The following is a 23,479-nucleotide window of genomic DNA, read 5'->3' on the forward strand; positions in this document are numbered from 1 at the left end:
CAGGTCAGGTACGTGTGGAGCCGCCGCTGCGTGGCGATCGGCCCCGCATTCCGGGACCGCGGACACGATCCGTGCCGCCCCGACGCGGCGCGTACGCGGGCGGCCAGGACGCTCAACACCGTTCGGAGCGTTCGGCTGAGCAGGTGCCACTCATGCTCAGTCCTCAGGAAGCGGTTAGCGTTGCCGTGTGAGGACCATTGACTGGGTCGACGGCGCCGTCGAACTCGTGGACCAGACGCTGTTGCCCGACAAATGCGTGATGCTCCGCATCCGCACCGTCGACGAGCTCGTCGACGCCATCCGCCGGCTGGCCGTGCGCGGCGCCCCCGCGCTCGGCGTGGCCGGCGCCCTCGGCGTCGTACTGGCCGACGGCGACGCCGAGCAGATCGCCCGGCTCCGCGCCGCCCGCCCCACCGCCGTCAACCTGGCCTGGGGCGTCGACCAGGCCGTCGCGCACCTGAGCGAGGGCCGCGAGGCGGTGCTGGCCGCCGCGCTGCGCGTGCGCGACGACGACATCGCCGCCTGCAAGGCCATGGGGGAGCGCGCTGCCGACCTGCTCGAGGGCGACCGGTTGCGGATCATGACCGTGTGCAACACCGGCGGGCTCGCCGCCGTCGAGCGCGGCACCGCCCTCGGCGTCGTGCAGACGTTGCACGAGCGCGGGCGGCTGGCCGAGGTGCTCGCCCTCGAGACCCGGCCGCTGCTGCAGGGCGCCAGGCTCACCACCTGGGAGCTGGCCAGGATGGGCGCGCCGCACCGGCTCATCGCCGACTCGGCGGGGCCGTACCTGCTGGCCAAGGGCGAGGTGGACGCGGTGCTCATCGGCGCCGACCGCATCGCCGCCAACGGCGACACCGCCAACAAGATCGGCTCGTACGCGCTCGCGCTCGGCGCCGAACGCGCCGGAGTGCCCTTCGTCGTGGTCGCGCCCGAGTCCACGATCGACTCCGGCACACTGTCGGGCGAGCACATCACGATCGAGGACAGAGGCGCCGACGAGATCGTGTCCATCCGCGGCGTGCGCGTGGCCCCCGAGGGAACCCCGGCGTTGAACCCCGCGTTCGACGTGACCCCGCACGACCTGATCACCGCGATCGTGACGGACAAGCGTGTGATCAGGCCCTAGACCGATCCGTCCAGCCGCACCCGGTAGACGGCCCGGGCCTGCTCCAGCAAGGAGACGTGGTCGCCGAACTGGTAAGGGCTCGCCAGCCGGGCGTGCTGCTTGATCAGGTCCTCGAGCAGGTCCAGCCACTCCAGGCACCACCGCACGTCCTCGGCCCTGGCGACCCGCCGGCCGTCCACGTCCACGTAGACGGGGCTGGTCAGGGCGTACCCGGTGGTCGTCATGGTGCGCGGATGCGGGTCGCACAGGACCTCGGCCATGATGTACGTCGGCGCGTCCGCCCGCAGGTCGGCCGTCACGGTGAGGGGCTCGGCCCCGCCGGGGAGCCGCTCCGCCCCCGCCCGCACGCCGTCGGCCGTGCGGATGCGCACAGCCACGACCTCAGGACCGACGGCACGGGCGGTGACGCTGACGCGGTCGCCCCGGCGGGCGTGGATGACGTGGCCGGGGCCGTGGCCGTCCACGGACAGCTCCAGCCAGGGCCCGGTCGTGGCGAACGTGCGGCCCGCGCGTACGGCGGCCGCGAACGACCGGGCGGTCAGCTCGCCCTCGACGCGGGCGTAGACGCGGGCCCAGCCGGGCGGGTTCGACTGGTTGTCGGAGCGGGTGAAGGAGATCATCGCGTCCGTGCCCGCGGTCACGGCCAGCCGGTTGCCCGCGCCGATCAGTCTCCGGTACACCGCCGCCGTGGCCGGGATCGAGGCATGGGTGAGCACGTCGAGGCTGTCCACGAGCCCGAGCGCGGCGTCGGCGACCAGCTCGCGGGCGGCGCAGTTGCGTGGCACCGGCGAGACCACGCCCTTGGGCGGGCCGTCGTCGGTGATCCATGGGCCGAAGGGATGGCTGTAGCCGACCAGCGCCCCCAGCCCGCGCAGCTCCCGCAGCCCATCGGCGTTGGGGGGCCAGTCGGCGTCGCCGTCGAACCCGGTGTGGAAGCGCCCCGGCGCGGCCCGCGGCGCGAAGGCGTAGATGTGACCGAGCAGGTCGTTGCGGTATTCGACGCCCATCCTGGCCAGGTGGGTGACGTCGGACCAGGGCAGGTCCCGGTCGATCCAGTGCTCCAGCGCCTCGCGGTCGTAGACGCGCCGGCCCGACACGTTGCCGGCCAGCAGGTTGAGCACGTGGAGGTCCTCGCCGTGCTGGGCGGCGGCCGCGTCGGCGGGCACGCCCACGAGGTCGCCGGCCCAGTTGAGGTGGACGTGCATGTCGCCGCCGTACCAGCCGCGGGCGGCCGCGTCGTAGAGGCGCTCGGGGGTCAGCCTGATCAGGTGCTCGGCGCCCGGGTCCGGGGTCAGCTCCCGCGTGGCCTCGCCGTACTCCATGCCGCGGGCGACGGTGACCGTCAGCGGCTGCCCGGCCGGGACCTCGACCACGACGTCGTCGCCGTGGAAGTACGGGCGGCCGTGGTAGTCGTGGCGGTGGGGCGTGCCCGGCGGGAACCAGCCCCCGTCGGCGCCCATCACGCTCCAGCGGCACGGCATCCCGGCCACGAGCCGGAGCCTGGCCGCCGGAACGGGCCTCAGCAGCGTCTCCAGGAGCACTTGGGCGCCGTCGACGGCGATGGTGCTGTCCCGGTCCACCTCCACGAGCCAGGCGCCGCGCGGGGCGAGCAGGCGCTCGGTCCCGTCCACGAGGACCTGGCAGGAGGCGTCCCTGCTGGAGTCGACGAGCAGCGGGATGCGCTCCTCGCCCCGCCCCCGCAGCCCCTCGCGCGCCCGTCGCGAGCCGGCGCGCTCGACCGGGCGGAGAGGTCGCGAAGGGAGCAGGACCGTGCGCGGCGTGCCTTGGAGCGTGTGCCCGTCCGGGCCGACCCGCAGCGCGACCAGGTGCCCCGGCAGCTCGCCCGCGAGCGTGTCGCGCAGCACCTCGTCGTAGTCGGCCTCGCTCAGCCGGGCCCCGATCCGGTCGGCCGGCTCCCCGGGATGCCGGGCGGCGACCGACTTGAAGACCAGTTTCCAGAACCGGTCGATCAGCTCGGGCGGCAGCACCCTGCGCCGGGCGAAGAACTTCACGTAATGGAGCTCCGGCTCTCCCCAGGTGATGCCGTGCTCACCCAGCAGCCCGCCGTACTCCTCGAGCGCCCCTGCCACCGGCTCCGGCAGCATCGCTTCCGCATGCATGCGCGCCTCTCCCACGTCGGTTGCGCGACACCCTGATGTGACTGATCCACTCCTCGGCCGAACCACGCGCCGCATCGGACGGCGATCATGCATGGGCGCACGCCGAACGCGATCGACCGAACCGACTCGATGACGGTACAGGCACGCGTTGAGCGGCCCCCGGAAGCACGGGGCGCACGGGACGCGATATTTCATCCCTGGTAGAAGTTTCTCCACCGGCGTTGAAGCCGACCGGTGACCGAACGCGGCTCAGTGTGGCCTTTGTTGGTGTTGGCGTAGCTTCGGTTCGCCGGGCCGCGCTACGTCCCCTGGACCGTGCGGTGGCGCTCGGCGGGTTTCGCCCTCATCGCGGCGGCAGGGGGGCCGGTCAGCGCCTCGTCCATCGCGTACGTGCCGCCGCTCGTCGCGGCCGGACGCCCGCAGCCCGATCATGGCGTCCCGGAACCGGTCAGGGGCGCTTGAAAGCGGACAGGATGCGGTCGGCGGCGAGGGACGGAGTGAGCTCGCCCGCCAGGACCTTGGCTTCGACCTCCTGCCTGACCGCGGCCACCTCGGGGTCGTCGCGCAGCTCGGACAACAGCCGGTCGCGTACCAGGGTCCAGGTCCAGCGCACCTGCTGAGCGCGGCGCTTGGCGGCCAGGTCGAGCGACTCCCGGTGGTCCAGGACGTGCCGCCAGAGCTTCTCCAAGCCCTCGCCGGTGAGGCCGCTGCAGGTGAGCACGGGCGGCGGGGTGGAGTCGGAGCGCAGCATGCGCAGCGCGCCGGCCAGCTCGCGGGCGGCCTTCCTGGCCGGCATCTGGTGCTCTCCGTCGGCCTTGTTGACCGCGATCACGTCGGCCAGCTCCAGCACGCCCTTCTTGATGCCCTGCAGCTGGTCGCCGGTGCGGGCCAGGGTGAGCAGCAGAAACGTGTCCACCATGTCGGCCACGGCGGTCTCCGACTGCCCGACGCCGACGGTCTCGACCAGGACCACGTCGAAACCGGCGGCCTCGACCACCACCATGGCCTCCCTGGTCGCCTTGGCGACCCCGCCCAGGGTGCCGGACGTGGGGGAGGGGCGGATGAAGGCGGCCGGGTCCGTCGCCAGGCGGGCCATGCGGGTCTTGTCGCCCAGGATGCTGCCGCCGGTCCTGGTGGAGGAGGGGTCCACGGCCAGGACGGCGACTTTGTGCCCCTGTCCGGTCAGAAGTGTGCCGAGGGAGTCGATGAACGTGGACTTGCCCACCCCGGGCACGCCGGAGACGCCGACCCGGCACGCGTGGCCCGTCAGCGGCGTGAGCTCGACGAGCAGACGCTGGGCCAGGGCCATGTGGTCGAGCCTGGTCGACTCGACCAGGGTGATCGCGCGGGCGATCCATGTACGCGAGCCCGCGCGTACGCCCTCGGCGTACTGCTCCAGCGAGTGCACCCGGCTTGCCCCTTTCTTCTGATTGATCAGCCTAACTTCTGACAAGTCTTGACATTTGCCGTAGGGTGCTGGAGTTCTCTTCTCAGCCGTCACAGGAGTCACTCCCCTCATGCCCAACGTCGAATCCCTGCGCGAGGGGGACCCGGCAGCGGTGGGCCCGTACCGGCTGGTCGGGCGGCTCGGCGCGGGCGGCCACGGTGTCGTCTACCTCGGTCAGGCCCGCAACGGCACACCCGTCGCCGTCAAGGTGCTGCGCGAGGAGCTGGCCGGGAGCGACCGCCTCGCCAGGGAGATCGCCGCCGCGCGGAGGGTGGAGCCGTTCTGCCTCGCGGAGGTGCTCGACGCGTCGACCGGCGACAGGCCGTACATCGTCGCCGAGTACGTGGACGGGCCCTCGCTGCAGGAGGCGGGCCGGGTCGGCGGGGCTGAGCTGCAGCGGCTCGCCGTGGCGACGGCCACCGCGCTGGACGCCCTGCACCAGGCCGGCGTCCTGCACCTGAACCTCAAGCCGGCGAACGTGCTGCTCGGGCCCGACGGGGCGCGGGTCGTCGACTACGGGATCGCCCGGGCGTTCGCCGGGCCGGGGGCGAGCGCGACCGGCGCCGTCGTGGGCACGCCCGCGTACCTGGCGCCGGAGCAGGTCGCGGGGAAGGCGGCGGGGGCGCCTGCCGACGTGTTCGCGTGGGGTTCGGTGCTCGTGTACGCCGCCACGGGGATGCCGCCGTTCGGGGACGACTCGCCGCCCGCGGTCATCGAGCGGATCCTGAGGGAGAAGCCGCGCATCGACGGTGTGCCGCGGCCGTTGCGCGAGGTCGTGACCGCCTGCCTGATCAAGGACCCCGGCGCCCGTCCCACGATGCGGGACGTGCTGCTGCGGCTGCTCGGCGGCGAGCGACCGCAGCAGACGCGGCCCTCGCGCGCGGTTCCGTCCCGCCTGCCCGACGACGCGTACGCGACCCCGGCCGCTCCCGACCGCGGCCCCGCCCCCACACTCGACCGCCGCGTCGCCCCAGCCTCGGGCACCCCCGATCACGCCGTCAGCCCGACCGCGGGCACGCTCGATCACATCGCCAGCCCGACCGCGGGCACGTTCGGTCACGTGGTCAGCCCGACGGCGGGCACGCTCGATCACGTCAGCCCGACCGCCGGCACGCTCGATCACGTCAGCCCGACCGCGGGCACGTACGATCATGTCAGCCCCACCGCGGGCACGCTGGACCACATCGCCGGTCCGACCGAGGGCCCGCACGACCCCGGCGCCGCGCCGACCGCGGGCGCGCAAGGCCGCAACGCCACACCCGCCTCGGCCGCCCAGGACCGGGACGCCGCACCGGCCTTCCGCGCCTTCGATCGCGACACCGCCTCCTTCCCGGCGGCCTTCCATCGTGATGCCGGGTCCTCGCCGGCCGCGTACCCCGGCGACGCCGGGTCCTCCTCGGCCGCGCACCGCCGCGGCGACGCAACGGCCTTCGGCGGGCATGCGGATCCCGCGACGCCGCCGGGGCCGCCGCACGGCACGGGCGGGGACACGATCCCCGCCGCGCACCCCGGCGCGTCGCGAGACCACGCCCCGCACGCGGGCCCGGCGTGGCGTGACGGCGGGGCGCATGATTTCGGCCCGCACGCGGGTGCGGCGTCGCACCACGGCGCGGCGGACACGGGCCGGGCCTTTCACCACGACCCGGCGGACGCCCATGCCGCCTATCACGGCGAAGGGGCGCGCCGGCCGTCCGGGCCGCGCCAGGGCGCGTTCCCGCTGGCGGCTCCGGTGGAAACGCCCTCGGCCGCCGTGTACCCGGGCCAGGCCGGCCACCACCCGACGGCCGAGCACCACGCCACCCCCGGGCACCCGTCCGCGGACGGCCGGCCGGGCGCCGGCGAAGGAGCGCCCGCCGATGAGGAGCCGGGCCGCGGCGGGCCGCCGGTGCGGCATTCGCAGCTCGTCGACATCCTCGTCGCGGGCACACCGGGCACCGGCGGCAAGACGCCGGCGAAGCGACCGGCCCGCAGGCGGGTCAAGACCGTGCTGATCGCGGGCGTCTCCGGCGTGTCCGTGCTGGCCCTGGCCGCCGCCATCGTGTGGCTCACGCCCACGACCCCCACGCCCAAGGCCGACAACGCGGCCGCCGACACCGGAGCGCCCACCTCCGCGGCCGCCCCCACCTCCTCCAGGACGCCGCGCCCCCAGCGGACCCGTACCGCGAGACCGACCCCGCAGACCGAGGGCACGCCCAGCACCGTCCCGACCGACGGCACCACCCCGACCGCCGCGACCGGCCGGCTCAGGGTCGTCTACCTGCGCCCCGGCGGGACGCGGAACGGCGACTGCTGGGCGGGTGGCGAGGTGACGCTGCAGGCGCTGGTGACGCGGACGGGCGGCCCGCTGACGTTGAGGTACACCTGGCTCATCGACGGCACGCCCGTGGGCCGCTCCTCGACGATCATCGCGGAGAACGGCCGGCGCTATCTGACCGCGCCGCGCAACCTCACAACCCCAGGCGCGACCCACCGCGTCACCTTGCGGATCACCGCCCCCGTGCCCATCCAGCGGTCCATCGACGTCACGCTGTGTGACGACGTCTGAGCTCCTCCAGGAGGTCGAGCGCGGCGTCGGCGATCACGGTGCCCGGCGGGAAGATCGCGGCCGCGCCCGCGGCCCGCAGCTCGTCGTGGTCGCCGGGCGGGATGACGCCGCCCACGACGATCATGATGTCGGCGGCGTCGAGGTCGGCCAGAGCCTGGCGCAGCGCCGGCACCAGCGTGAGGTGCCCGGCCGCCAGCGACGAGACGCCGACGATGTGCACGTCGGCCTCGACCGCCTGCCTGGCGACCTCCTCCGGCGTCTGGAACAGCGGGCCGACGTCCACGTCGAAGCCCAGGTCGGCGAAGGCCGTGGCGATCACCTTCTGGCCGCGGTCGTGGCCGTCCTGCCCCATCTTGGCCACCAGGATGCGCGGGCGGCGCCCCTCGGCCCGCGCGAAGTCCGCGCAGGCCTCGCGGACGCGCTCGATGCCGGCGGCCGGGCCCGACTCGTCGCGATACACCCCTGAGATGGTACGGACCTGCTCGGCGTGCCGGCCGAACACCTTCTCGAGCGCGTCGGAGATCTCGCCCACCGTGGCCTTGGCGCGGGCGGCGTCCACGGCGAGCTTGAGCAGGTTGTTCTCCAGCCCGGGCGCGGGGTTCGCGGCCGCCTTGGTGAGCGCGTCGAGGGCCTGCCGGACCGCCTCGTCGTCGCGTTCGGCCCGCAGGCGCGCCAGCTTGTCGAGCTGCTGGGCGCGCACCGCGCTGTTGTCGACCTTGAGCACCTCGATGGCCTCGTCGCTCTCGGCGCGGTACTTGTTGACGCCGATCACCGGCTGCCGCCCGGAGTCGATGCGGGCCTGGGTGCGGGCCGCGGCCTCCTCGATGCGGAGCTTGGGCAGCCCGGCTTCGATGGCCTTGGCCATGCCGCCGGCGGCCTCGACCTCCTGGATGTGGGCCCAGGCGCGTTCGGCGAGGTCGTGGGTGAGGCGCTCGACGTAGTAGGAGCCGCCCCACGGGTCGATGGGGCGGGTGGTGCCCGACTCCTGCTGGAGGAGGAGCTGGGTGTTGCGGGCGATGCGCGCGGAGAAGTCGGTGGGCAGGGCGAGCGCCTCGTCGAGGGCGTTGGTGTGCAGCGACTGGGTGTGGCCCTGAGTGGCGGCCATGGCCTCGACGCACGTCCGTACGACGTTGTTGAACACGTCCTGGGCGGTCAGCGACCAGCCGGAGGTCTGGCTGTGCGTACGCAGGCTCAGCGACTTGGGGTTCTCCGCCCCGAACCCTTCGACCAGCTTGGCCCACAGCAGGCGGGCGGCGCGCAGCTTGGCGACCTCCATGAAGAAGTTCATGCCGATGCACCAGAAGAACGACAACCGCGGCGCGAACCTGTCCGCGTCCATCCCGGCCGCGACCCCGGCCCGCAGGTATTCGACGCCGTCGGCCAGCGTGTAGGCCAGCTCCAGGTCGCAGGTCGCCCCGGCCTCCTGGATGTGGTAGCCCGAGATGCTGATCGAGTTGAACTTCGGCATCTTCTCGCTGGTGTAGGCGAAGATGTCGGAGATGATCCGCATCGACGGCGCCGGCGGATAGATGTAGGTGTTGCGGACCATGAACTCCTTGAGGATGTCGTTCTGGATGGTCCCGGCGAGCTGCTCCGGCGCGACACCCTGCTCCTCGGCGGCCACGATGTACAGCGCCAGCACGGGCAGCACGGCGCCGTTCATGGTCATCGACACCGACATCTTGTCGAGCGGGATGCCGTCGAACAGCTGCCGCATGTCGTAGATCGAGTCGATCGCCACCCCGGCCATGCCGACGTCGCCGGCCACGCGCGGGTGGTCGGAGTCGTAGCCGCGGTGGGTGGCCAGGTCGAAGGCCACCGACAGGCCCTTCTGCCCGGCGGCGAGGTTGCGGCGGTAGAAGGCGTTGGAGTCCTCGGCCGTGGAGAAGCCGGCGTACTGGCGGATCGTCCAGGGCTGGTTGACGTACATGGTGGGGTACGGGCCGCGCAGGTACGGCGCCGCGCCCGGATACGTGCGCAGGAAGTCGAGCCCCTCGAGGTCCTGGGCCGTGTACAGCGGCTTGACGCCGATGCCCTCGGGCGTCTCCCAGATCTCGCCCTCGTGCGCGGGCGGCGCCTCCTCCGCCTCCTTCGGCAGGCCGCCCAGCGGGACGCCGGAGAAGTCGGGGATCATCGGGTCACCTCCAGGTCGTCGAAGGTCGTGCGGAGCACGTGGAGCGCGTCGCAGCCCGCGTGGAGAGTGGCGTCCACGCCGTCGTACTCTCCCTTCCCCGCCAGCCACACCCTCTTCGCCCCGGCTCTCCGCAGCGCGGTGGCCACGGCGGCGGCGTGCTGGGCGTACAGCTTGTCGCTGGAGCACAGGCAGGCGACCCGCGCGCCGCTGACGGCGAACGCGGTGGCGATCTGCTCGGGGTCGGCCCCCGGTCCGGCGGTTTCGGTGGCCAGGCCGCCGGACTGGAACAGGTTCGCGGCGAACGACGCCCGCGCCGTGTGAGCGGCGACGGGGCCGATGGTGGCCAGGAACACCTTGGGACGCTCCGGCTGGGCGTCGGCGAGATCGCGCAGGGCCTCGAACTCCTCGGCGTAACGCACCTTCGGCAACCCGCCGACCGGCGACGCGCCGGCGCCCGCAGCCGGCTCGGCGGCGGGCGGGGGAGCGGCGGAGGCGGGTGGTTGCGCGACCGCATCAGGCACCGGCGCCGACGGTTCGCCGGTTGGCGGCGTGCCCGCGCCCACGTTCCCGGCGGGGGCGGTGCGGCGGAGGGGGGTCTCGTTGATGTCAGGGAACTCGCTGACGCCGGTGATCGGGAAGCGGCGGTGGGCGATGTCCTCGGCGCGGCGCGCGCGGGTGGCGGCGATCCGCTCGGACACCAGCCCGGCGGCCGCGTCCGCGCCTCCGGCGGCCTCGATCTCCTGGAACCAGGCCCACGCCCGCTCCGCCAGCTCGGCGGTCCGGCGCTCGACGTACCAGGAGCCGCCCGCCGGATCGACCACGCGCCCGACCCCCGCCTCCTCCAGCAGCAACGACTGCGTGTTGCGGGCGATCCGGCGCGAGAACGCGTCCGGCAGCCCGAGGCAGGCGTCGAACGGCCGCACGGTCACCGCCTCCGCCCCGCCCACGCCGGCGGCGAAGCAGGCCAGGGTGGTACGCAGCATGTTGACCCAGGGATCGCGGGCCGTCATCATGGCCGCGCTGGTCACCGCGTGCTGCCGCTGACCCCCGTGCGCGGCCGCGCCGCACACCTCGGCGACCCTGGCCCACATCCGCCGGGCGGCCCGCAGCTTGCAGATGGTGGCGAACTGGTCGGCGGTGGCGGCGTACCGGAACTCGATCTGCCCTAGCGCTTGTTCAACTGAGAGCCCGGCGCCGGTGAGCGCCCGCACCTCCGCGACGCCCCGCGCCAGAGAACATCCCAGCTCCTCGGCGTCGCTCCCACCCGCGTCGTGGAAGGGCGTGGCGTCCACGGTGACGGCCCGCAGCCCGGGGAACTCGGCCGCGCACCGCAGCGCCAGCTCCACCCCCACGGCGCCAGAAGCCCCCAGGTTGCCGCGCGGCGCGACGCCCCGCGCCGCGGCCAGCCCGAACAGCGCCTCGGCGGCCTCCCGCGCCGACGCGCCGGCCTCCAGCACGACCGGGGCCAGGTCGAGGTAGACGTCCTTCAGCACCGTCTCCAGCGCGCCGACCGGGATCGCGTCGTCCCCGACGACCAGCCACAGCGAGGTGACCCCGTTCTCCAGATCGGCCAGCACCGCCTCCGGGTCCGCTACGGCGTGCCGCTGCCGCACGTCCCAGCCGGAGACGGCCCTCGACCCGCGGACGTAAGGCGGCGCCCCGGGCAGCCCCGGATCACCGGGCAGATCGTCCAGGTCGTAGAGGGGCGCGACCGTCAGCCCGTCGTAGGTGGCGACGCCCAGCGCCTCCTCCGGTGAGCCCGCCTCGATCCCCGACTTGCGCAGGACCTCCACCGCCAGCGCCCGCCAGTCGTCCCGGGTCGTGGGCGCGAACCCCGCTGCCAGTTCCATGGTTCGGATAGTAGGCGGAGCTCCGGCTGCCCGGTAACCCCGGGGCCGTACCAGAGCGGATCATCTCGCCGAGACGGGGGCCTCCCAGGCCAGCCGCCACGTGACCGGCCCCACGATCCCGTCGTCCGCGACGCCCTGCTCACGCTGGAACCGGCGGCACACGTCCCGCGACTCGGCGCCGTACGCGCCGTCCACGGCCACGTCCCAGCCCCGCGCCCGCATCTGCCGCTGCCACGTGCGCACGTCCTCGCCGCGCATCACCGGCGGGTACTTCAGCAGCCGCCCCGGGAAGGGCGGCGCGACGGGACGCGGCGGAGGAGGCGCGCTCCCTCCCGGCCGCGGCGCGCCCCGCCGCACCCAGGCGTAGAGGGGCTCGCCGGGGCAGTCGGTGGCGTATCCGTCCCGGTGCCCCTTGATCTCCCTGCCGGCGTGGCCGCGGTCGCGGACGTACTGGACCGCGTCGAGGATCCCGTGCAGCAGCCCGTCGGGCGGCTGCACGAGCCCCGCGTTGCCGACCAGCCCGAGCACGGCGTAGTGGCCGGCGTTGAGCCCGGGGCCGTTGGCGGCGGGCAGGTGGTGCAGCCCGCGCCCCTCGAAGACCTTGCGGTGTGGACAGGCGATGTACGAGTTGCCGGTGAAATAGACGCTGCCCGCCCGCCGCGCCATCCAGCTCCGGTTCCCGGTACGAGGGCACCAGATCTCACCGTGATAGGTCTCCCGGCTGATCGCGGCAGTGCCGGGCGAGAAATGCTGCCGCCCCGTGACGTCCACCTGCCAGGCGGGCGTCGAAGGCAGGCGACGCAGCGAGGCCGAGGCCCCGGTCAGCAGGACGGCGAACATGAACGCCTCAGCCGCCGCCCGATCCTGCCACACCGGCGTGTCCCCGCGGCTCGCGAGCGAGGTCTCGACGAACAGGGACAACTGCGCCCTCGTCAGCGAGAGCAAGAAATCGAGGCCGGGGGCCACCTCGCTCAGCCGCCTGCCCGCGTCGGCGGACAGCCGGAACTCGACGAGCCGCCGGTCGGCGACCTCACGCCAGGGGGACACCCCGTCAGGAGCGGGAGGGCCGAAGACCGACGTGAGCGCGGCGCGGATCCGGGCGACATGAACCGGCTTCTCCAGGGACCGGCACACCGCGGGGCCGGCGGCTCCGGCGCGGCCGTCCGCCCATAACCACGCCACGAGCTCGACGAAGGCGTCCGACCATTTCGCTTCCACGGGCAGGTCCGCGCAGGGCGCCGCGAGCGGGATCCGGTCCCCGAGCCCCAACGTCTCCGTGGTCACCCATGAACGCTCGAAGCCGGCGACGACACGTGGAGCCTTCCCCGCGCCGGCTCCTCTCCGCCACCGCATTCGCGTGCGCCGGCGTTCGACGGGCCAGCGGTGGTGGGGCGTGGTGAGCGACGAGTGGTGCGGCCCCTCGATCCGCACCATTTCGCGGGGGCGCGCCGGAAAGACGCACACCTCCAGCACCGGCTGCCATTCCGACAGCCCGCTCTCGTGATCGAGCGTGAGCGCCAGGTCCCCGGTGCGTAACTCGCGATACGACTTCCAGCCCTCCCGGGTCAGGATCTCCGTCTCCTCGTCCACGCAGTAGCCGATGTCGATCCAGCCGTTGGCGTCCATGTGGTAGCCCTGGATCGACCGGACCAGCGCGACGCACTCCTCGTGGTCGTCCACGATGCCGGGGGCCACCCTGCCGCCCGTGTAATGCACCTTCACCCCCCTGGTGGAGTCGAGCTGCGTGTAGCTGCCACGTGGCGCACGCGCCTGCCAATCCCGCCGCAATACCAGATCAATGGCCACGGTGCTCTCCGGGGGGTCTAGTACATGACGACTGAGCGTAACAATGCCAATGCGACCAGGTCCCGAGATTCAAGATTTCAGGTCATTCAGGCGTAATAGGCTGATGATGATGGACGCGAAGGCGCTGCTGCGCGACCACCCCGAGTGGCTCGCGCACCTCGAATCCCTGGGCGGCCTCGACCTCGCCTTCCCCGACGATCTGCCGTCGGAGCTGCTCCGGCTGGCCGTCCCGCACGAGGACGTCAACGCCGTCATCGCCACCCGCCCCGAGCCGGGCGGCCCGCAGTGGTGGCTGGCCGAGCGGTGCGCGCACTCCCTGGTGTCCACGATGGGCGGCCTCGACGGCCCGCCGCCGTTCCAGCCGCTGCCCGAGCTGGGGCCGTACTTCTACGTGCACGTCTTCCTCGCCACGCTGCCGCACACCCGGCGTCACCACCGCGAGCTGGGCGTCCCGGAGGAGGTGTCCTGGGCGACGTTCACCGACCTGGGACGCAACATGGCCGTGCACCGCAAGCGCCACGGCACCGGCGGCCTGCACGCGCCCCACTGGTTCATGCTGCACGCCCGCGGCGTCCTCTACCAGCTGGGGCGGCTCCAGTTCAACCGGTGCCGGCTGGGCCGGAGGACGGCGGAGGCGATCCGCGGGGCCGGGCTGCCGGCCGCGCCCGGCGACGCGGCGCTGGGGGTGCACGTCCCCGACTTCCTGGGCCCGCTGACGCCCGCGGCGTGCGACGCGTCGTTCGAGCGGGCCAGGGCCTTCTTCCCGCGCCACTTCCCGGACGAGCGCCACCCCGTCATGACCTGCGGGTCGTGGCTGCTCGACGAGCAACTGGCCCGCTACCTGCCCGCCGACTCCAACATCATGGCCTTCCAGCGGCGTTTCCGCCTCCTCCACCGGCTCGACGACTCCGGCATGCTCGAGTTCGTGTACGGCCGCGACGCCGCCGACCCCGCCCGGCTGCCCCGCCGCACGCGGCTGGAGCGGGCCGTCGCCGACCACCTGGCGGCCGGCGGCACCTGGTACGGCCGGACCGGCTGGCTCCCCTTCTGACACCCGTCACCGCCGCGCACGTTCTAGCCGTATGGGCTAGGTTTTGGCCATGCGGTCAGAAAATGAGCCGAGCGGACAGAAGGCCCGCTCCTTCATCGAGGAGGCCCGGCGGTCCCAGATCGTGGCCTCCGCCGTGGAGGTGATCGCCGAGGTCGGGTTCCACCAGGCGTCCCTTGCACGGATCGCCCAGCACGCCGGCATCAGCAAGGGCGTGATCTCCTACCACTTCGCCGGCAAGGACGAGCTCATGACCGAGGTCGTCGAGCGCACCTACGGGGCCATCGCCGAACACGTGCTGGCCAAGATGGCGGGCCTGGAGTCGGCCACCCAGCTGCTCAGGACGCACGTCATGTCCGTCGCCGAGCACATGCGCGGCCACCGCACCCAGATCAAGGCGCTGGGGGAGATCTTCTACAACTTCCGCGCCCCCGACGGACGACCCCGGTACGGAATCGAGTCCAGCGAGGAGATCTATCTGTCACTGGAGCGGATCTACCGCCTCGGCCAGGAGACCGGCGAATTCCGGCAGTTCGACCCGCGGGTCATGGCCGTCACCCACTCCGCGGCCGTCGACACCATGTTCGCCTACTGGATGGCCCACCCCGACCACGACCTCGACGCGCATGCGCGCGAGCTGGCCGACCTCCTCGAAAGGGCGTGCGCAAAATGAAGACCGAGACCACCACCAGGCTCTACGCATTAGACAACCTGCGCACCGCCCTCACCGCGCTGGTCGTCGCCCACCACGTCGCCATCACCTACGGCAACATCCCGCTCTGGTACTACCTGGAGCCCGCCAAGGACCCGTCGGGCATCGCGCTCGACATCTTCGCGGTGTTCAACCAGGCGTTCTTCATGGGGTTCTTCTTCCTCATCTCCGGGTTCTTCACCCCCGGCTCCTACGACCGCAAGGGCGCCCGCGCGTTCCTGCGCGACCGGCTGGTGCGGCTCGGCATCCCCCTGCTGGTCTTCATCCTGCTGCTGCGGCCGCTCATCACCTTCGGCGGGCGCGACGGGATGCCGTACTGGCAGTACTACCTGGTCTCGTGGGACCCGGGGCCGATGTGGTTCGCCGAGGTGCTCATCGCCTTCGCGCTGGCGTACGCGGGCTGGCGGAGCCTGCGCGCGCCGCTCGACCAGCGCCCGGCGCCGCTCACCTTCAAGGGGATCGCGTTGTTCACGGCGGGGTTGGCGGCGGCCACGTTCCTGTGGCGCGTCCCCGTGCCCACCGGCACCTACGTGCCGGTGCTCGGGCTGCCGACGCCCAACTTCCTGCCGCAGTACGCCGCCATGTTCGCGCTCGGCTGCGTGGCCTTCAGACGCGGCTGGTTCGAGACGTTGCCGGCGCGGGCCTCGTGGCTGGGCTTCGTCACGGCCGGTGCGTCGAGCGCGGTGCTCCTGGTGCCGGCGTTCACGACCACCGGGACGCTGTCCTCGGCGCTGACCGCCCTGTGGGAGTCGGTCTTCGCGGTCGGCATGATCATCGGGCTGACCGTGTGGTTCAGGGAGCGGTTCAACCGTCAGGGGCCGCGCGGGAAATTCCTGTCCGACCACGCCTTCACGGTCTACATCATCCACCCGCTCGCGCTGGTCGGCCTCGGCTGGGCGCTGCGCTGGCTGCCCGCGATCGCGATCGTCAAGTTCGCCGTCATGCTGGTGCTCGCGCTGCCGCTGTGCTGGTGGATCGCCTACCTGGTGCGCCTGCTGCCAGGCGCTAGGCGGGTGCTGTGAGCATCGCCGGCAGGGGAGCGGCGCGGCCGTCGCGGACGCACACGTACGTGATCGTCCCGACGGCCACCAGCTCGTCGCCGCCGCGCCGCATCGTGAACGTCATCGTGATCGAGGTGCTCCCGACCCGGGCGGGCGCGCTCTCCACGGCCAGCACGTCGCCGAGGCGGGCGGGGGAGTGGTGCTCGCAGCCGCTGACCTTGACCACCAGGTCGGCACCCTCCTGCCGGAGCCGCTCGTAGCCGCCCCTGGCGCCGAGCCAGTCGAGGAAGGCGTCCTCGAAGAACTCGTAGTAGCGGGTGGCGTGCATCATGGCCTGGGCGTCGCAGTGGCGGGGGCGTACCGGAAGATGCGAGATCACGCCAGGGACCCTACGGTACGCCTCCAGCCCGGCGCCGACGCGGGGCCGCGTCAGCCCTCGTAGAAGGAGTCCAGCGTCTCGCCGTAGCGTTCCTCGACCGCCTTGCGCTTGATCTTGAGGCTGGCCGTCAGCTCGCCCGTCTCCACGGCGAAGTCGTCGGCCAGGATCGCGAACTTCTTGACCGTGGCGTAGCCGGCCTCGCCCGCGTTGACCTGGTCGATCGCCTTCTGGACCTCCTCACGCATGCGCGGGTGCGCGCTCAGCTCGCGCGGGTCCTCCGGCAGGCCCTCGGCCTGCGCCCACGGTCTGGCCACGTCCATGTCCAGCGTGACCAGCGCCGTGACGTAGTTGCGCCGGTCGCCGTGCACGAACACGTGCGACAGGTACGGGCAGGCCGCCTTGATGCGCGCCTCCAGGTACGTCGGCGCGACGTACTTGCCGCCCGAGGTCTTGATCAGCTCCTTCTTGCGGTCGGTGATGCGCAGCCGCCCCGCCTCGTCCACCTCGCCGATGTCGCCCGTGTGCAGCCAGCCGTCCTCCAGCGCCGCCGCCGTCTCCTCCGGCAGGTTGTGGTAGCCGCGCATGATGCCGCGCCCGCGGATGAGGACCTCGCCGTCCTCGGCGATGCGGACCTCGGTCCCTGGTAGCGGCGGGCCCACCGTGCCGAACTTCATCGACTCCGGCAGGTTGAAGAAGTTGCCCGCCGACGTCTCGGTCAGGCCGTAGCCCTCGAGGATCGGCAGGCCGGCCGCGTCGAAGAACTCGGCCATCTCCAGGGACAGCGGGGCGGCGCCGGAGACGAAGAAGCGGATCCGGCCGCCGAACCGTTCGCGGAGCTTGGCGAAGACCAGGCGGTCGGCCAGGGCGTATTCGATGCGGGTGGTGAGCGGGATCGCCGCGCCCCGCTGGCGGGCCCTGCTGACCCTGATGCCGGTCTCGCGCGCCCAGTTGAAGATCTTCAGCTTCAGGCCGCCCTCGCGCTGGACCGTGGCGACGACCGTGTTGTGGATCTTCTCGAAGATACGCGGCGCGGCGCCCATGAACGTCGGCTTGACCACGCCGAGGTTCTCGGCGATCTTGTCGAGGCGGCCGTCGATCGCCGTCGGCACGCCGATGTCGATCATCACGACCTCGAGCAGCTTCCCGAACGAGTGCGACAGCGGCAGCCACAGGAAGTGCAGGTCGGCGGGGGAGATCAGGTCGAGCCTGCGCACCGCTTCGGCGACGTAGAGCCAGTTGTCGTGGGTGAGCTCCACGCCCTTGGGCCGGCCGGTGGTGCCGGAGGTGTAGATGAGCGTGGCCAGGTCGTCCTGGGCGATGGAGTCGACCATCGCGTCATAGTCGCCCTCCTCGGCGGGCAGCGAGTCGAGCGTGATCACCCAGCCGTCGTCGCTCGGCGAGCCGTCGATGACGATCACGTGTGTGACGTCGGGAAGTTCTTTCTGCACGGACCTGATCTTGGCGACCTGGTCGTCGTTCTCGGCGATGACGATCGTGCTGCCGGAGTCGTTGATGACGAACGCCGACTCGGCGGCCGTGTTGGACGGATAGATCGTGGTCGTGGCCGCGCCCGTCGCCAGCACGGCCAGGTCGGTGAGGATCCATTCGAGCCGGGTGGAGCACAGGATGGACACCCGTTTGCCCGGTCCCGCGCCCAGCTTCGCCATGCCCAGCGCCAGCCCGCGCACCCGTTCGCCCACCTCCCGCCATGAGATCGACTCCCAGCCGCCGTCGGAGGGCACTCGATACGCCTCGGCGTCTGGGGTGGCCGCGATCCGGTCGCGTAGCAGGGCGGGAATGCTCGACATGCCTGGCCTCCTGGGAAGTGTTGACCAGACTTTAGGACGTCGGGACCGCGTCAGTCGATGGTTACGGCCGGGCGCACCCGGACCGTGGCGACCATCCCCAGGGTGCGCACCTCCCACGCGCCGCACGCGCAGCGCAGGTAGGAGACCAGGCCTTCGGAGGTGCGGTGCGAGGAGACGACGGTCAGAGCGAGCGGGTCGTGCAGATGTCTGGAATGCATGGTTCCAACCTGCTGTAATGGCCTTATGCATTTCAATGCTTACGGCGGCAACGGGGCGGCCCTCGCGGCGGCGCTGGTCAACGCGACCGACTTCAGCGCGCCGGCGGTCGAGGCGATGCTCACCGAGCACCGGCTGCTGCGCACCGCCGTCACCGCCGAGCAGGCCGGCGAGCTGCGGGCCTGGGCGCGCCGGCTCGCCCCGGTGTTCGGCGAGACGGACCAGGAGGTGCAGATCAAGCTGGTCAACGACCTGCTCGACGTCACCGCCTCGAAGCCGTACATCAGCGCCCACGACGGCCGTGAGCCGCACCTGCACTTCTACTCCCCGCACGCCGACATCGTCTCCAGGGCCAAGGACACCACCGCCGGCGGCCTGGCCATGTGCATGTCGTTCGCCGGCGGAGGCCGCCTCGGCCGGTGCGACCGGGACGGGTGCGAAACCGTCTACGTCGACACCTCGCGCAACGGGCGGCGCCGGTTCTGCTCGCTGGCCTGCGCGAACCGGGTCAACGTGGCCGCGCACCGGGCGCGCCGGGTTGCCAGGTGATCGGCACGTCGCATAACCTGGCGAGCGTCTCATCCCCGAGCCGTGAGGGCAGTTGATTTGAGGATCTGAGGTCGCGGGCACCGCGCCGTTCCGCCCTGTCGTGGGCACGCGCGCACACCTGGACCTCTGGCGACCTCCTCGCCCTCTGTCGCGGACTCGGCTGTCGAGTTCCTGGTGCGTAGCGCGCGTTTGCGGTGATTCCCGCCAAGTCACGAAATTTTGATTTTTGTGATGGGAGCCGCCTTATGTCTTTTTCCATTGTCGTCGACCACGTCTCCTTCGCCTGGCCGGACGGCACCACGGTGCTCGACGGGCTCGACGCCGCCTTCCCCGCCGGCCGCACCGGCCTCATCGGGGTCAACGGGTCGGGCAAGTCCACCCTGCTGAAGATCATCGCCCGTGAGCTGGCTCCGCGGTCCGGGTCGGTCTCCGTCTCCGGCGAGGTCGGATACCTGCCGCAGAACGTGCCGCTCGCCGCCGCCCGTACCGTCTCCGACCTGCTGGAGATCAGCGGGAAGCGGGCCGCGTTGCACGCCATCGAGAGCGGCGACGTCGCCGAGGAGCACTTCGCCTCGATCGGGGACGACTGGGACGTCGAGGAGCGCGCCCGGGCCGAGCTCGACCGGCTCGGCCTGGCCCACATCGGGCTGGACCGCACGGTCGGCACGCTGTCCGGCGGCGAGACCATCATGGTCGCGCTCGCCGCCCAGCTGCTGAAACGGCCCGACGTGCTGCTGCTCGACGAGCCCACCAACAACCTCGACCTCGACGCCCGCGAGCGGCTCTACGCCGCCGTGTCCGCCTGGCAGGGCGTGCTGGTGGTGGTCAGCCACGACCGTATGCTGCTCGAACTCGTCGACCAGGTCGCCGAGCTGCGCGAGGGCGTCGTGCGCATGTACGGGGGCAACCTCTCCGCCTTCGAGGAGCAGGTGGCGGCCGAGCAGGAGGCCGCCCACCGCATGATCCGCACCGCCGAGGGCGAGGTGAGACGGCAGCAGCGCGAGCTGATCGAGGCCAGGATCAGGATCGACAGGAACATCCGGGCCGGCAAGAAGGCGGCCGCGAACAACAAGGCGCCGAAGATCGTCGCGAACGGCCTCAAACGGAAGGCCCAGGTGACCGCCGGCAAACAGCGCGCCCTGCACCAGGAGAAGCTGGAGGAGGCGCGTGAGCGGCTCACCGAGGCCGAGCAGGCCGTGCGCGACGACGCGGAGATCCGCATCGAGCTGCCGGGCACCGAGGTCCCGGCCGGCCGCACGGTCCTGACCCTCCCGCTCGACCCGCCCTGCACCCCCTGGGACGCGGACGCGGAGGACGAGGCCCCGCGGGCGAAGCCGCTGGAGACGCTCGTCGTCCGCGGTCCCGAGCGCATCGCGCTGACCGGCCCGAACGGCTCCGGCAAGACCACGCTGCTCAAGCGGATCGTCGAGCACGGCGCCCACGTGCCGGTCCGCTACCTGCCGCAGCGGCTCGACCTGCTGGACGACGCGCTCAGCGTGGCGGACAACGTGCGGGCCGTGGCGCCCTCCGCCTCGGTCAACGACGTACGGGCCCGCCTGGCGCGCTTCCTGTTCCGTGGGGAGCGGGTCAACCAGACCGTCGGCACGCTGTCGGGCGGGGAGCGCTTCCGCGCCACCCTGGCCGCGCTGCTGTCGGCGGAGCCGCCGCCCCAGCTGCTCCTGCTCGACGAGCCGACCAACAACCTGGACATGCCCAGCGTGCGGCAGCTCGCGCAGGCGCTGTCCGCGTACCGGGGAGCGCTCATCGTGGCCAGCCACGACCTGCCGTTCCTGGAGATGATCGGCATCACCCGCCGGCTGCGGCAGGACCGAGAGGAGGGGCTGACGGAATCATGATCGACGGGCCGCAGAGAGGGGCCCGATTGACGGGCGCGATTGACGGGCGGGGAGCAACCGGGCGATAGTGTGGCAGGTGGCTGCACCCCGGTTGATCTCGTGTGTTCTCGCTCTGGCGGCACTCACGCTCAGCGCCTGTTCCTCACCCGTTCCGACGCCGGAAGGCGGCGAGCCGAGGGTCAGCGGCATCGCCGGCGGCAAGGGCGCGGCGCCCTCGGGCAACGGCGGCGCGCCGTCCAGCAGCCCGAGCGCGGCCGCGCTGACACCCGAGGCGTACAAGTCCGAGCTCGACAGCAGGCACAAGGCCATGACCGACGTGATCAGCGCCATGGCGGGCGCGCGCGGGGTCAAAGCGCTGGACCAGCGGGTGACCCGGGCCGAGGAGGCGCTGAGCGGGGCCGCCGACGCGTTGTCCGAGCTCAGCCCGCCCGACACCGTACGCACCCAGCACGAGGCGTACGTCACCAGCCTGCGGGACTTCGCCTCGGCGCTGAGCACCACGGAGGGCAAGGTCGGCGCGCGGGACCTGTGCACGCCCTCGGCCGTGCTCATCGATCTCGACGACAAGCTGGCCGCGCTCGACAAGGCCGGCGAGGCCCTGCAGAGCGCCGGCGACTACCCGGCCGACGTCGTGGACGTGAAGGCGGGCAAGAAGCAGACCAGGCGGCTGAGCAACGGCTCGTTCATCCGCAGGGGCACGCTCAACGGGCGCAGCTCGCTGGAGATCGACAACGGGGCCCCGCGCGACGCGGTGGTGACCGTGATGCGGGGCGGCAGCAAGGCGTTCAGCGTGTACGTGCGGAAGAAGGCGAAGTTCAAGGTCCGGGGTGTGCGGGACGGCAACTACAAGATCTACTTCACGCACGGGGTGGACTGGGACGGCAAGAGCAAGGCGTTCACGCGGGAGTGCAGCTTCGAGCGGTTCGAGAAGCCGGTGAAGTTCAAGACCACGTTCACCGCGACGCAGATCCGCTGGCACGACTGGCGGATCACCCTCCACGCGATCGCCGGCGGCAACACCCCCACCTCCCCGGTGGACCCGGACGACTTCCCCGGCTGACGAGCCCCGCGGTCGCCTGCCTCATCGCCCTTGAGCTCTCGGACGGCACTCGCGCCGGGCAATGCGCTGGTCTTCGCGCTGCACGCCGCCCGGGACCGGGCTCCATCCGGCGTTCACGATTCCGGACGGCGACGTGGTGGTGACCAAGCGACGGACGAGCGCCTTCACGGGAACCGACCTCGACATGGTTCTCCGCGCCCGGGGCGTGCGCCCGCTGGCGGTGACCGGTGCGGCCACGAGCGCGATGGTGGCCGTGACGCGGGGAGGCGCCGAAACGGTGACGTCCATGCCGGATCTGCTGCGTGATATTGCCCGGCCGGCGATGCGGCTGGCCGGGGCCACGTCGCCGGACCGGGCCAGGCGACGGCCGGCGATCGCCGAGGCCGCCGTCGGAGATGACGCCGATGCGGCACGAGACGCGATGGAGGGGAGGACTGCGGCGGAGGTCCCTCGAAGTCCTCACTCACACTGGCGGCGTAGGACGGGGAGGACTTCGGTGAAGGTCTTAGGGACGGGGAAGGGCCGCGCATCCCTCCTCGGTGCGCGGCCCGGCGACGATCAGGTCGAGAACAGCATGCCCACCCAGCTGCGCTGCCGGTGGTGGCCGTGGTGGTAGCCACCGTGCGGCGCGCCCCAGGACGGGCCGGGGGCGGGCGGCGGCGGGGGAGCCGCGTGGTACTGCGACTCCATCCTGGTCAGCGTCTCCAGCTCGCCGTAGTCCAGGAAGATCCCACGGCAGTTGTCGCACTGTTCGATGTGGACGCCGTTGCGCTCATAGGTCCGCATGTTGCCGCGGCACTTAGGGCACTGCATCTAAGTCGCTCTCCTTGGCTTCGAGGTCTCCAGGATGAAACCTACCGCGCGCAACCACGTCACGCTCTGACGATTCTGTTGCACGATTCGACCAACGAATGTTCGACCTCGTCCAGTTCCCGGCCCTCGCGCTCGGCGTTGACCACGGCCACCGCGGCCAGCTGGACGGTGAGCGCCCTGGCCGGCACGTCGAGCCGCCGCCACGGGTCGTCCCCCTGCCCGAGCGCGGGCCCGCCGGAGGCGAGGTACGCGCCCAGGAACCGCTCCCAGACGGCCGGCTCCAGCAGCCCGGCGGCGTACCAGGCGGCCGGTCTGGCCAGATCCCATGCCGGGTCGCCGACGCCCAGGTCGTCGACGTCGATGAGCAGCCACCGGTCGCGGTGCACGAGCTGGCCGAGGTGCCAGTCGCCGTGCGTGAGCAGCCCCGGCGCGGGCGCCGACGCGGGCAGCTCCTTGAACACCCGCCTGATGAGCTGCTCGACCGGCCCGTCGCCGGTCATGCGCCCCACCGCGCGGGCGGCGCGCGCCGGGCCGCCGGCGGCGGGCAGCGGCGGCAGCAGCGTGAGAGGGACGGCGTGCAGCGCGGCCAGCAGCCTGGCCCCCTCCTCCCACGGCGCCGAGCCGGGGTCGTCCTGCGCGACGGGGCGGCCGGCGGGCCACACCGTGACGGCGCGGCCGGCGGCCGTCAGCACCTCGGGCTCGAGCGGGGCCAGCATGACGCCGCTGACGGCGGCCGAGGCGGCGGCCCGCAGCCGGACGCGCAGCGCCTCCGCGTCGTCGCGGGCGGAGTGGGCCTTGACCACGACCTCGCCCATGCGTAACACCACGACGTCCGTGCGGGTCGGATGCAGCCTGGGCTCGCCCGATCCGCCGTACGCGGCGGCTATGCCCGCCAGCTTCTCCTCCAGACCCACTCGTACAGACTATTCGCCGGTGTTGGGGGTGCACGCCGCCGGACGCAATCGCCGGACCTAGCCAAACCCCTGGCCATACCTGCGGTAACGGCGGC

Annotated in this window: 19 protein-coding genes; 9 read left to right on the forward strand and 10 right to left on the reverse strand. The window is 72.4% G+C overall.

Annotated elements, in window-relative coordinates:
- Positions 1-187 precede the first annotated feature (187 nt).
- Positions 188-1,126 (forward strand): S-methyl-5-thioribose-1-phosphate isomerase, encoded by a 939-nt coding sequence (mtnA, locus tag ID574_RS43225; RefSeq protein WP_188194834.1) that lies wholly within the window; start codon positions 188-190, stop codon positions 1,124-1,126.
- On the opposite strand, the gene ID574_RS43230 is transcribed toward mtnA, so the two are convergent.
- Positions 1,123-3,246: a CehA/McbA family metallohydrolase gene (locus ID574_RS43230; RefSeq protein ID WP_188194835.1), complete on the reverse strand. Its 2,124-nt coding sequence runs from the start codon at positions 3,244-3,246 to the stop codon at positions 1,123-1,125. The two genes, mtnA and ID574_RS43230, sit on opposite strands and share 4 nt — an antisense overlap.
- A 448-nt stretch (positions 3,247-3,694) precedes the next feature.
- Positions 3,695-4,654 carry a methylmalonyl Co-A mutase-associated GTPase MeaB gene (gene meaB, locus ID574_RS43235; RefSeq protein ID WP_223167674.1) on the reverse strand — a complete coding sequence of 320 codons (960 nt, stop codon included), beginning with the start codon at positions 4,652-4,654 and terminating at the stop codon, positions 3,695-3,697.
- Between the two features lie 109 nt (positions 4,655-4,763).
- Here meaB and ID574_RS43240 point away from each other — a divergent pair, with 109 nt between their 5' ends.
- Positions 4,764-7,238, forward strand: a complete 2,475-nt coding sequence (locus tag ID574_RS43240; protein ID WP_188194837.1) for a serine/threonine-protein kinase — start codon at positions 4,764-4,766, stop codon at positions 7,236-7,238.
- Here the strand turns inward: ID574_RS43240 and scpA are convergent.
- The 3 genes from scpA to ID574_RS60700 are packed head-to-tail and all read right to left on the reverse strand — an operon-like array spanning position 7,216 to position 13,028.
- The gene (gene scpA / locus ID574_RS43245) at positions 7,216-9,372 is read right to left on the reverse strand and encodes a methylmalonyl-CoA mutase (protein WP_188194838.1); all 2,157 of its coding nucleotides are present in this window, start codon (positions 9,370-9,372) and stop codon (positions 7,216-7,218) included. The genes ID574_RS43240 and scpA overlap by 23 nt on opposite strands.
- Positions 9,369-11,222, reverse strand: a complete 1,854-nt coding sequence (locus ID574_RS43250) for a methylmalonyl-CoA mutase family protein (protein ID WP_188194839.1) — start codon at positions 11,220-11,222, stop codon at positions 9,369-9,371. Before ID574_RS43250 ends, scpA begins: the two co-directional genes overlap by 4 nt.
- Positions 11,223-11,282: 60 nt before the next feature.
- Positions 11,283-13,028, reverse strand: coding sequence for a peptidoglycan-binding protein (locus tag ID574_RS60700; protein ID WP_223167675.1), 1,746 nt, complete (start codon positions 13,026-13,028; stop codon positions 11,283-11,285).
- Positions 13,029-13,131: 103 nt separating this feature from the next.
- On the opposite strand from ID574_RS60700, the gene ID574_RS43265 reads away from it, so the two are divergent.
- The 3 genes from ID574_RS43265 to ID574_RS43275 are packed head-to-tail and all read left to right on the forward strand — an operon-like array spanning position 13,132 to position 15,810.
- A complete protein-coding gene (locus ID574_RS43265) occupies positions 13,132-14,079 on the forward strand; it encodes an acyltransferase domain-containing protein (protein ID WP_223167676.1) in 948 nt (315 codons plus the stop codon).
- Between the two features lie 49 nt (positions 14,080-14,128).
- Entirely contained in the window at positions 14,129-14,749 is a 621-nt protein-coding gene (locus ID574_RS43270) for a TetR/AcrR family transcriptional regulator (protein WP_188194840.1), read from the forward strand.
- A complete protein-coding gene (locus ID574_RS43275; RefSeq protein ID WP_188194841.1) occupies positions 14,746-15,810 on the forward strand; it encodes an acyltransferase family protein in 1,065 nt (354 codons plus the stop codon). Before ID574_RS43270 ends, ID574_RS43275 begins: the two co-directional genes overlap by 4 nt.
- Here ID574_RS43275 and ID574_RS43280 read toward each other — a convergent pair.
- From ID574_RS43280 to ID574_RS43290, 3 genes are read right to left on the reverse strand one after another with little or no spacing between them, the layout of a single operon-like run.
- Positions 15,794-16,168 carry an acyl-CoA thioesterase gene (locus ID574_RS43280; RefSeq protein WP_188194842.1) on the reverse strand — a complete coding sequence of 125 codons (375 nt, stop codon included), beginning with the start codon at positions 16,166-16,168 and terminating at the stop codon, positions 15,794-15,796. The genes ID574_RS43275 and ID574_RS43280 overlap by 17 nt on opposite strands.
- 50 nt (positions 16,169-16,218) lie before the next feature.
- A complete protein-coding gene (locus tag ID574_RS43285; protein WP_188194843.1) occupies positions 16,219-17,976 on the reverse strand; it encodes an AMP-dependent synthetase/ligase in 1,758 nt (585 codons plus the stop codon).
- Between the two features lie 50 nt (positions 17,977-18,026).
- Positions 18,027-18,194 carry a hypothetical protein gene (locus tag ID574_RS43290; RefSeq protein WP_188194844.1) on the reverse strand — a complete coding sequence of 56 codons (168 nt, stop codon included), beginning with the start codon at positions 18,192-18,194 and terminating at the stop codon, positions 18,027-18,029.
- A gap of 25 nt (positions 18,195-18,219) precedes the next feature.
- Between ID574_RS43290 and ID574_RS43295 the strand changes: the two genes are divergently transcribed.
- The 4 genes from ID574_RS43295 to ID574_RS60705 all read left to right on the forward strand — a co-directional run bounded on the left by ID574_RS43295 (position 18,220) and on the right by ID574_RS60705 (position 22,273).
- On the forward strand, positions 18,220-18,741 hold the full coding sequence (locus tag ID574_RS43295; protein ID WP_188194845.1) for a CGNR zinc finger domain-containing protein: 522 nt from the start codon (positions 18,220-18,222) through the stop codon (positions 18,739-18,741).
- 245 nt (positions 18,742-18,986) lie between these two features.
- The gene (locus tag ID574_RS43300) at positions 18,987-20,597 is read left to right on the forward strand and encodes an ABC-F family ATP-binding cassette domain-containing protein (RefSeq protein WP_188194846.1); all 1,611 of its coding nucleotides are present in this window, start codon (positions 18,987-18,989) and stop codon (positions 20,595-20,597) included.
- A 76-nt stretch (positions 20,598-20,673) separates the two neighbouring features.
- Positions 20,674-21,657, forward strand: a complete 984-nt coding sequence (locus ID574_RS43305) for a hypothetical protein (protein WP_188194847.1) — start codon at positions 20,674-20,676, stop codon at positions 21,655-21,657.
- Between the two features lie 61 nt (positions 21,658-21,718).
- Positions 21,719-22,273 carry a cysteine hydrolase family protein gene (locus ID574_RS60705; RefSeq protein WP_223167677.1) on the forward strand — a complete coding sequence of 185 codons (555 nt, stop codon included), beginning with the start codon at positions 21,719-21,721 and terminating at the stop codon, positions 22,271-22,273.
- Here ID574_RS60705 and ID574_RS43315 read toward each other — a convergent pair.
- Complete coding sequence (locus ID574_RS43315; RefSeq protein ID WP_188194848.1) at positions 22,216-22,470, reverse strand: TFIIB-type zinc ribbon-containing protein; 255 nt, start codon at positions 22,468-22,470, stop codon at positions 22,216-22,218. The two genes, ID574_RS60705 and ID574_RS43315, sit on opposite strands and share 58 nt — an antisense overlap.
- 59 nt (positions 22,471-22,529) lie before the next feature.
- The gene (locus ID574_RS43320; protein WP_188194849.1) at positions 22,530-23,384 is read right to left on the reverse strand and encodes a phosphotransferase; all 855 of its coding nucleotides are present in this window, start codon (positions 23,382-23,384) and stop codon (positions 22,530-22,532) included.
- Positions 23,385-23,479 lie beyond the last annotated feature (95 nt).

The sequence above is a fragment of the Nonomuraea sp. SYSU D8015 genome, from assembly GCF_008065375.1.
GTDB lineage: Bacteria > Actinomycetota > Actinomycetes > Streptosporangiales > Streptosporangiaceae > Nonomuraea.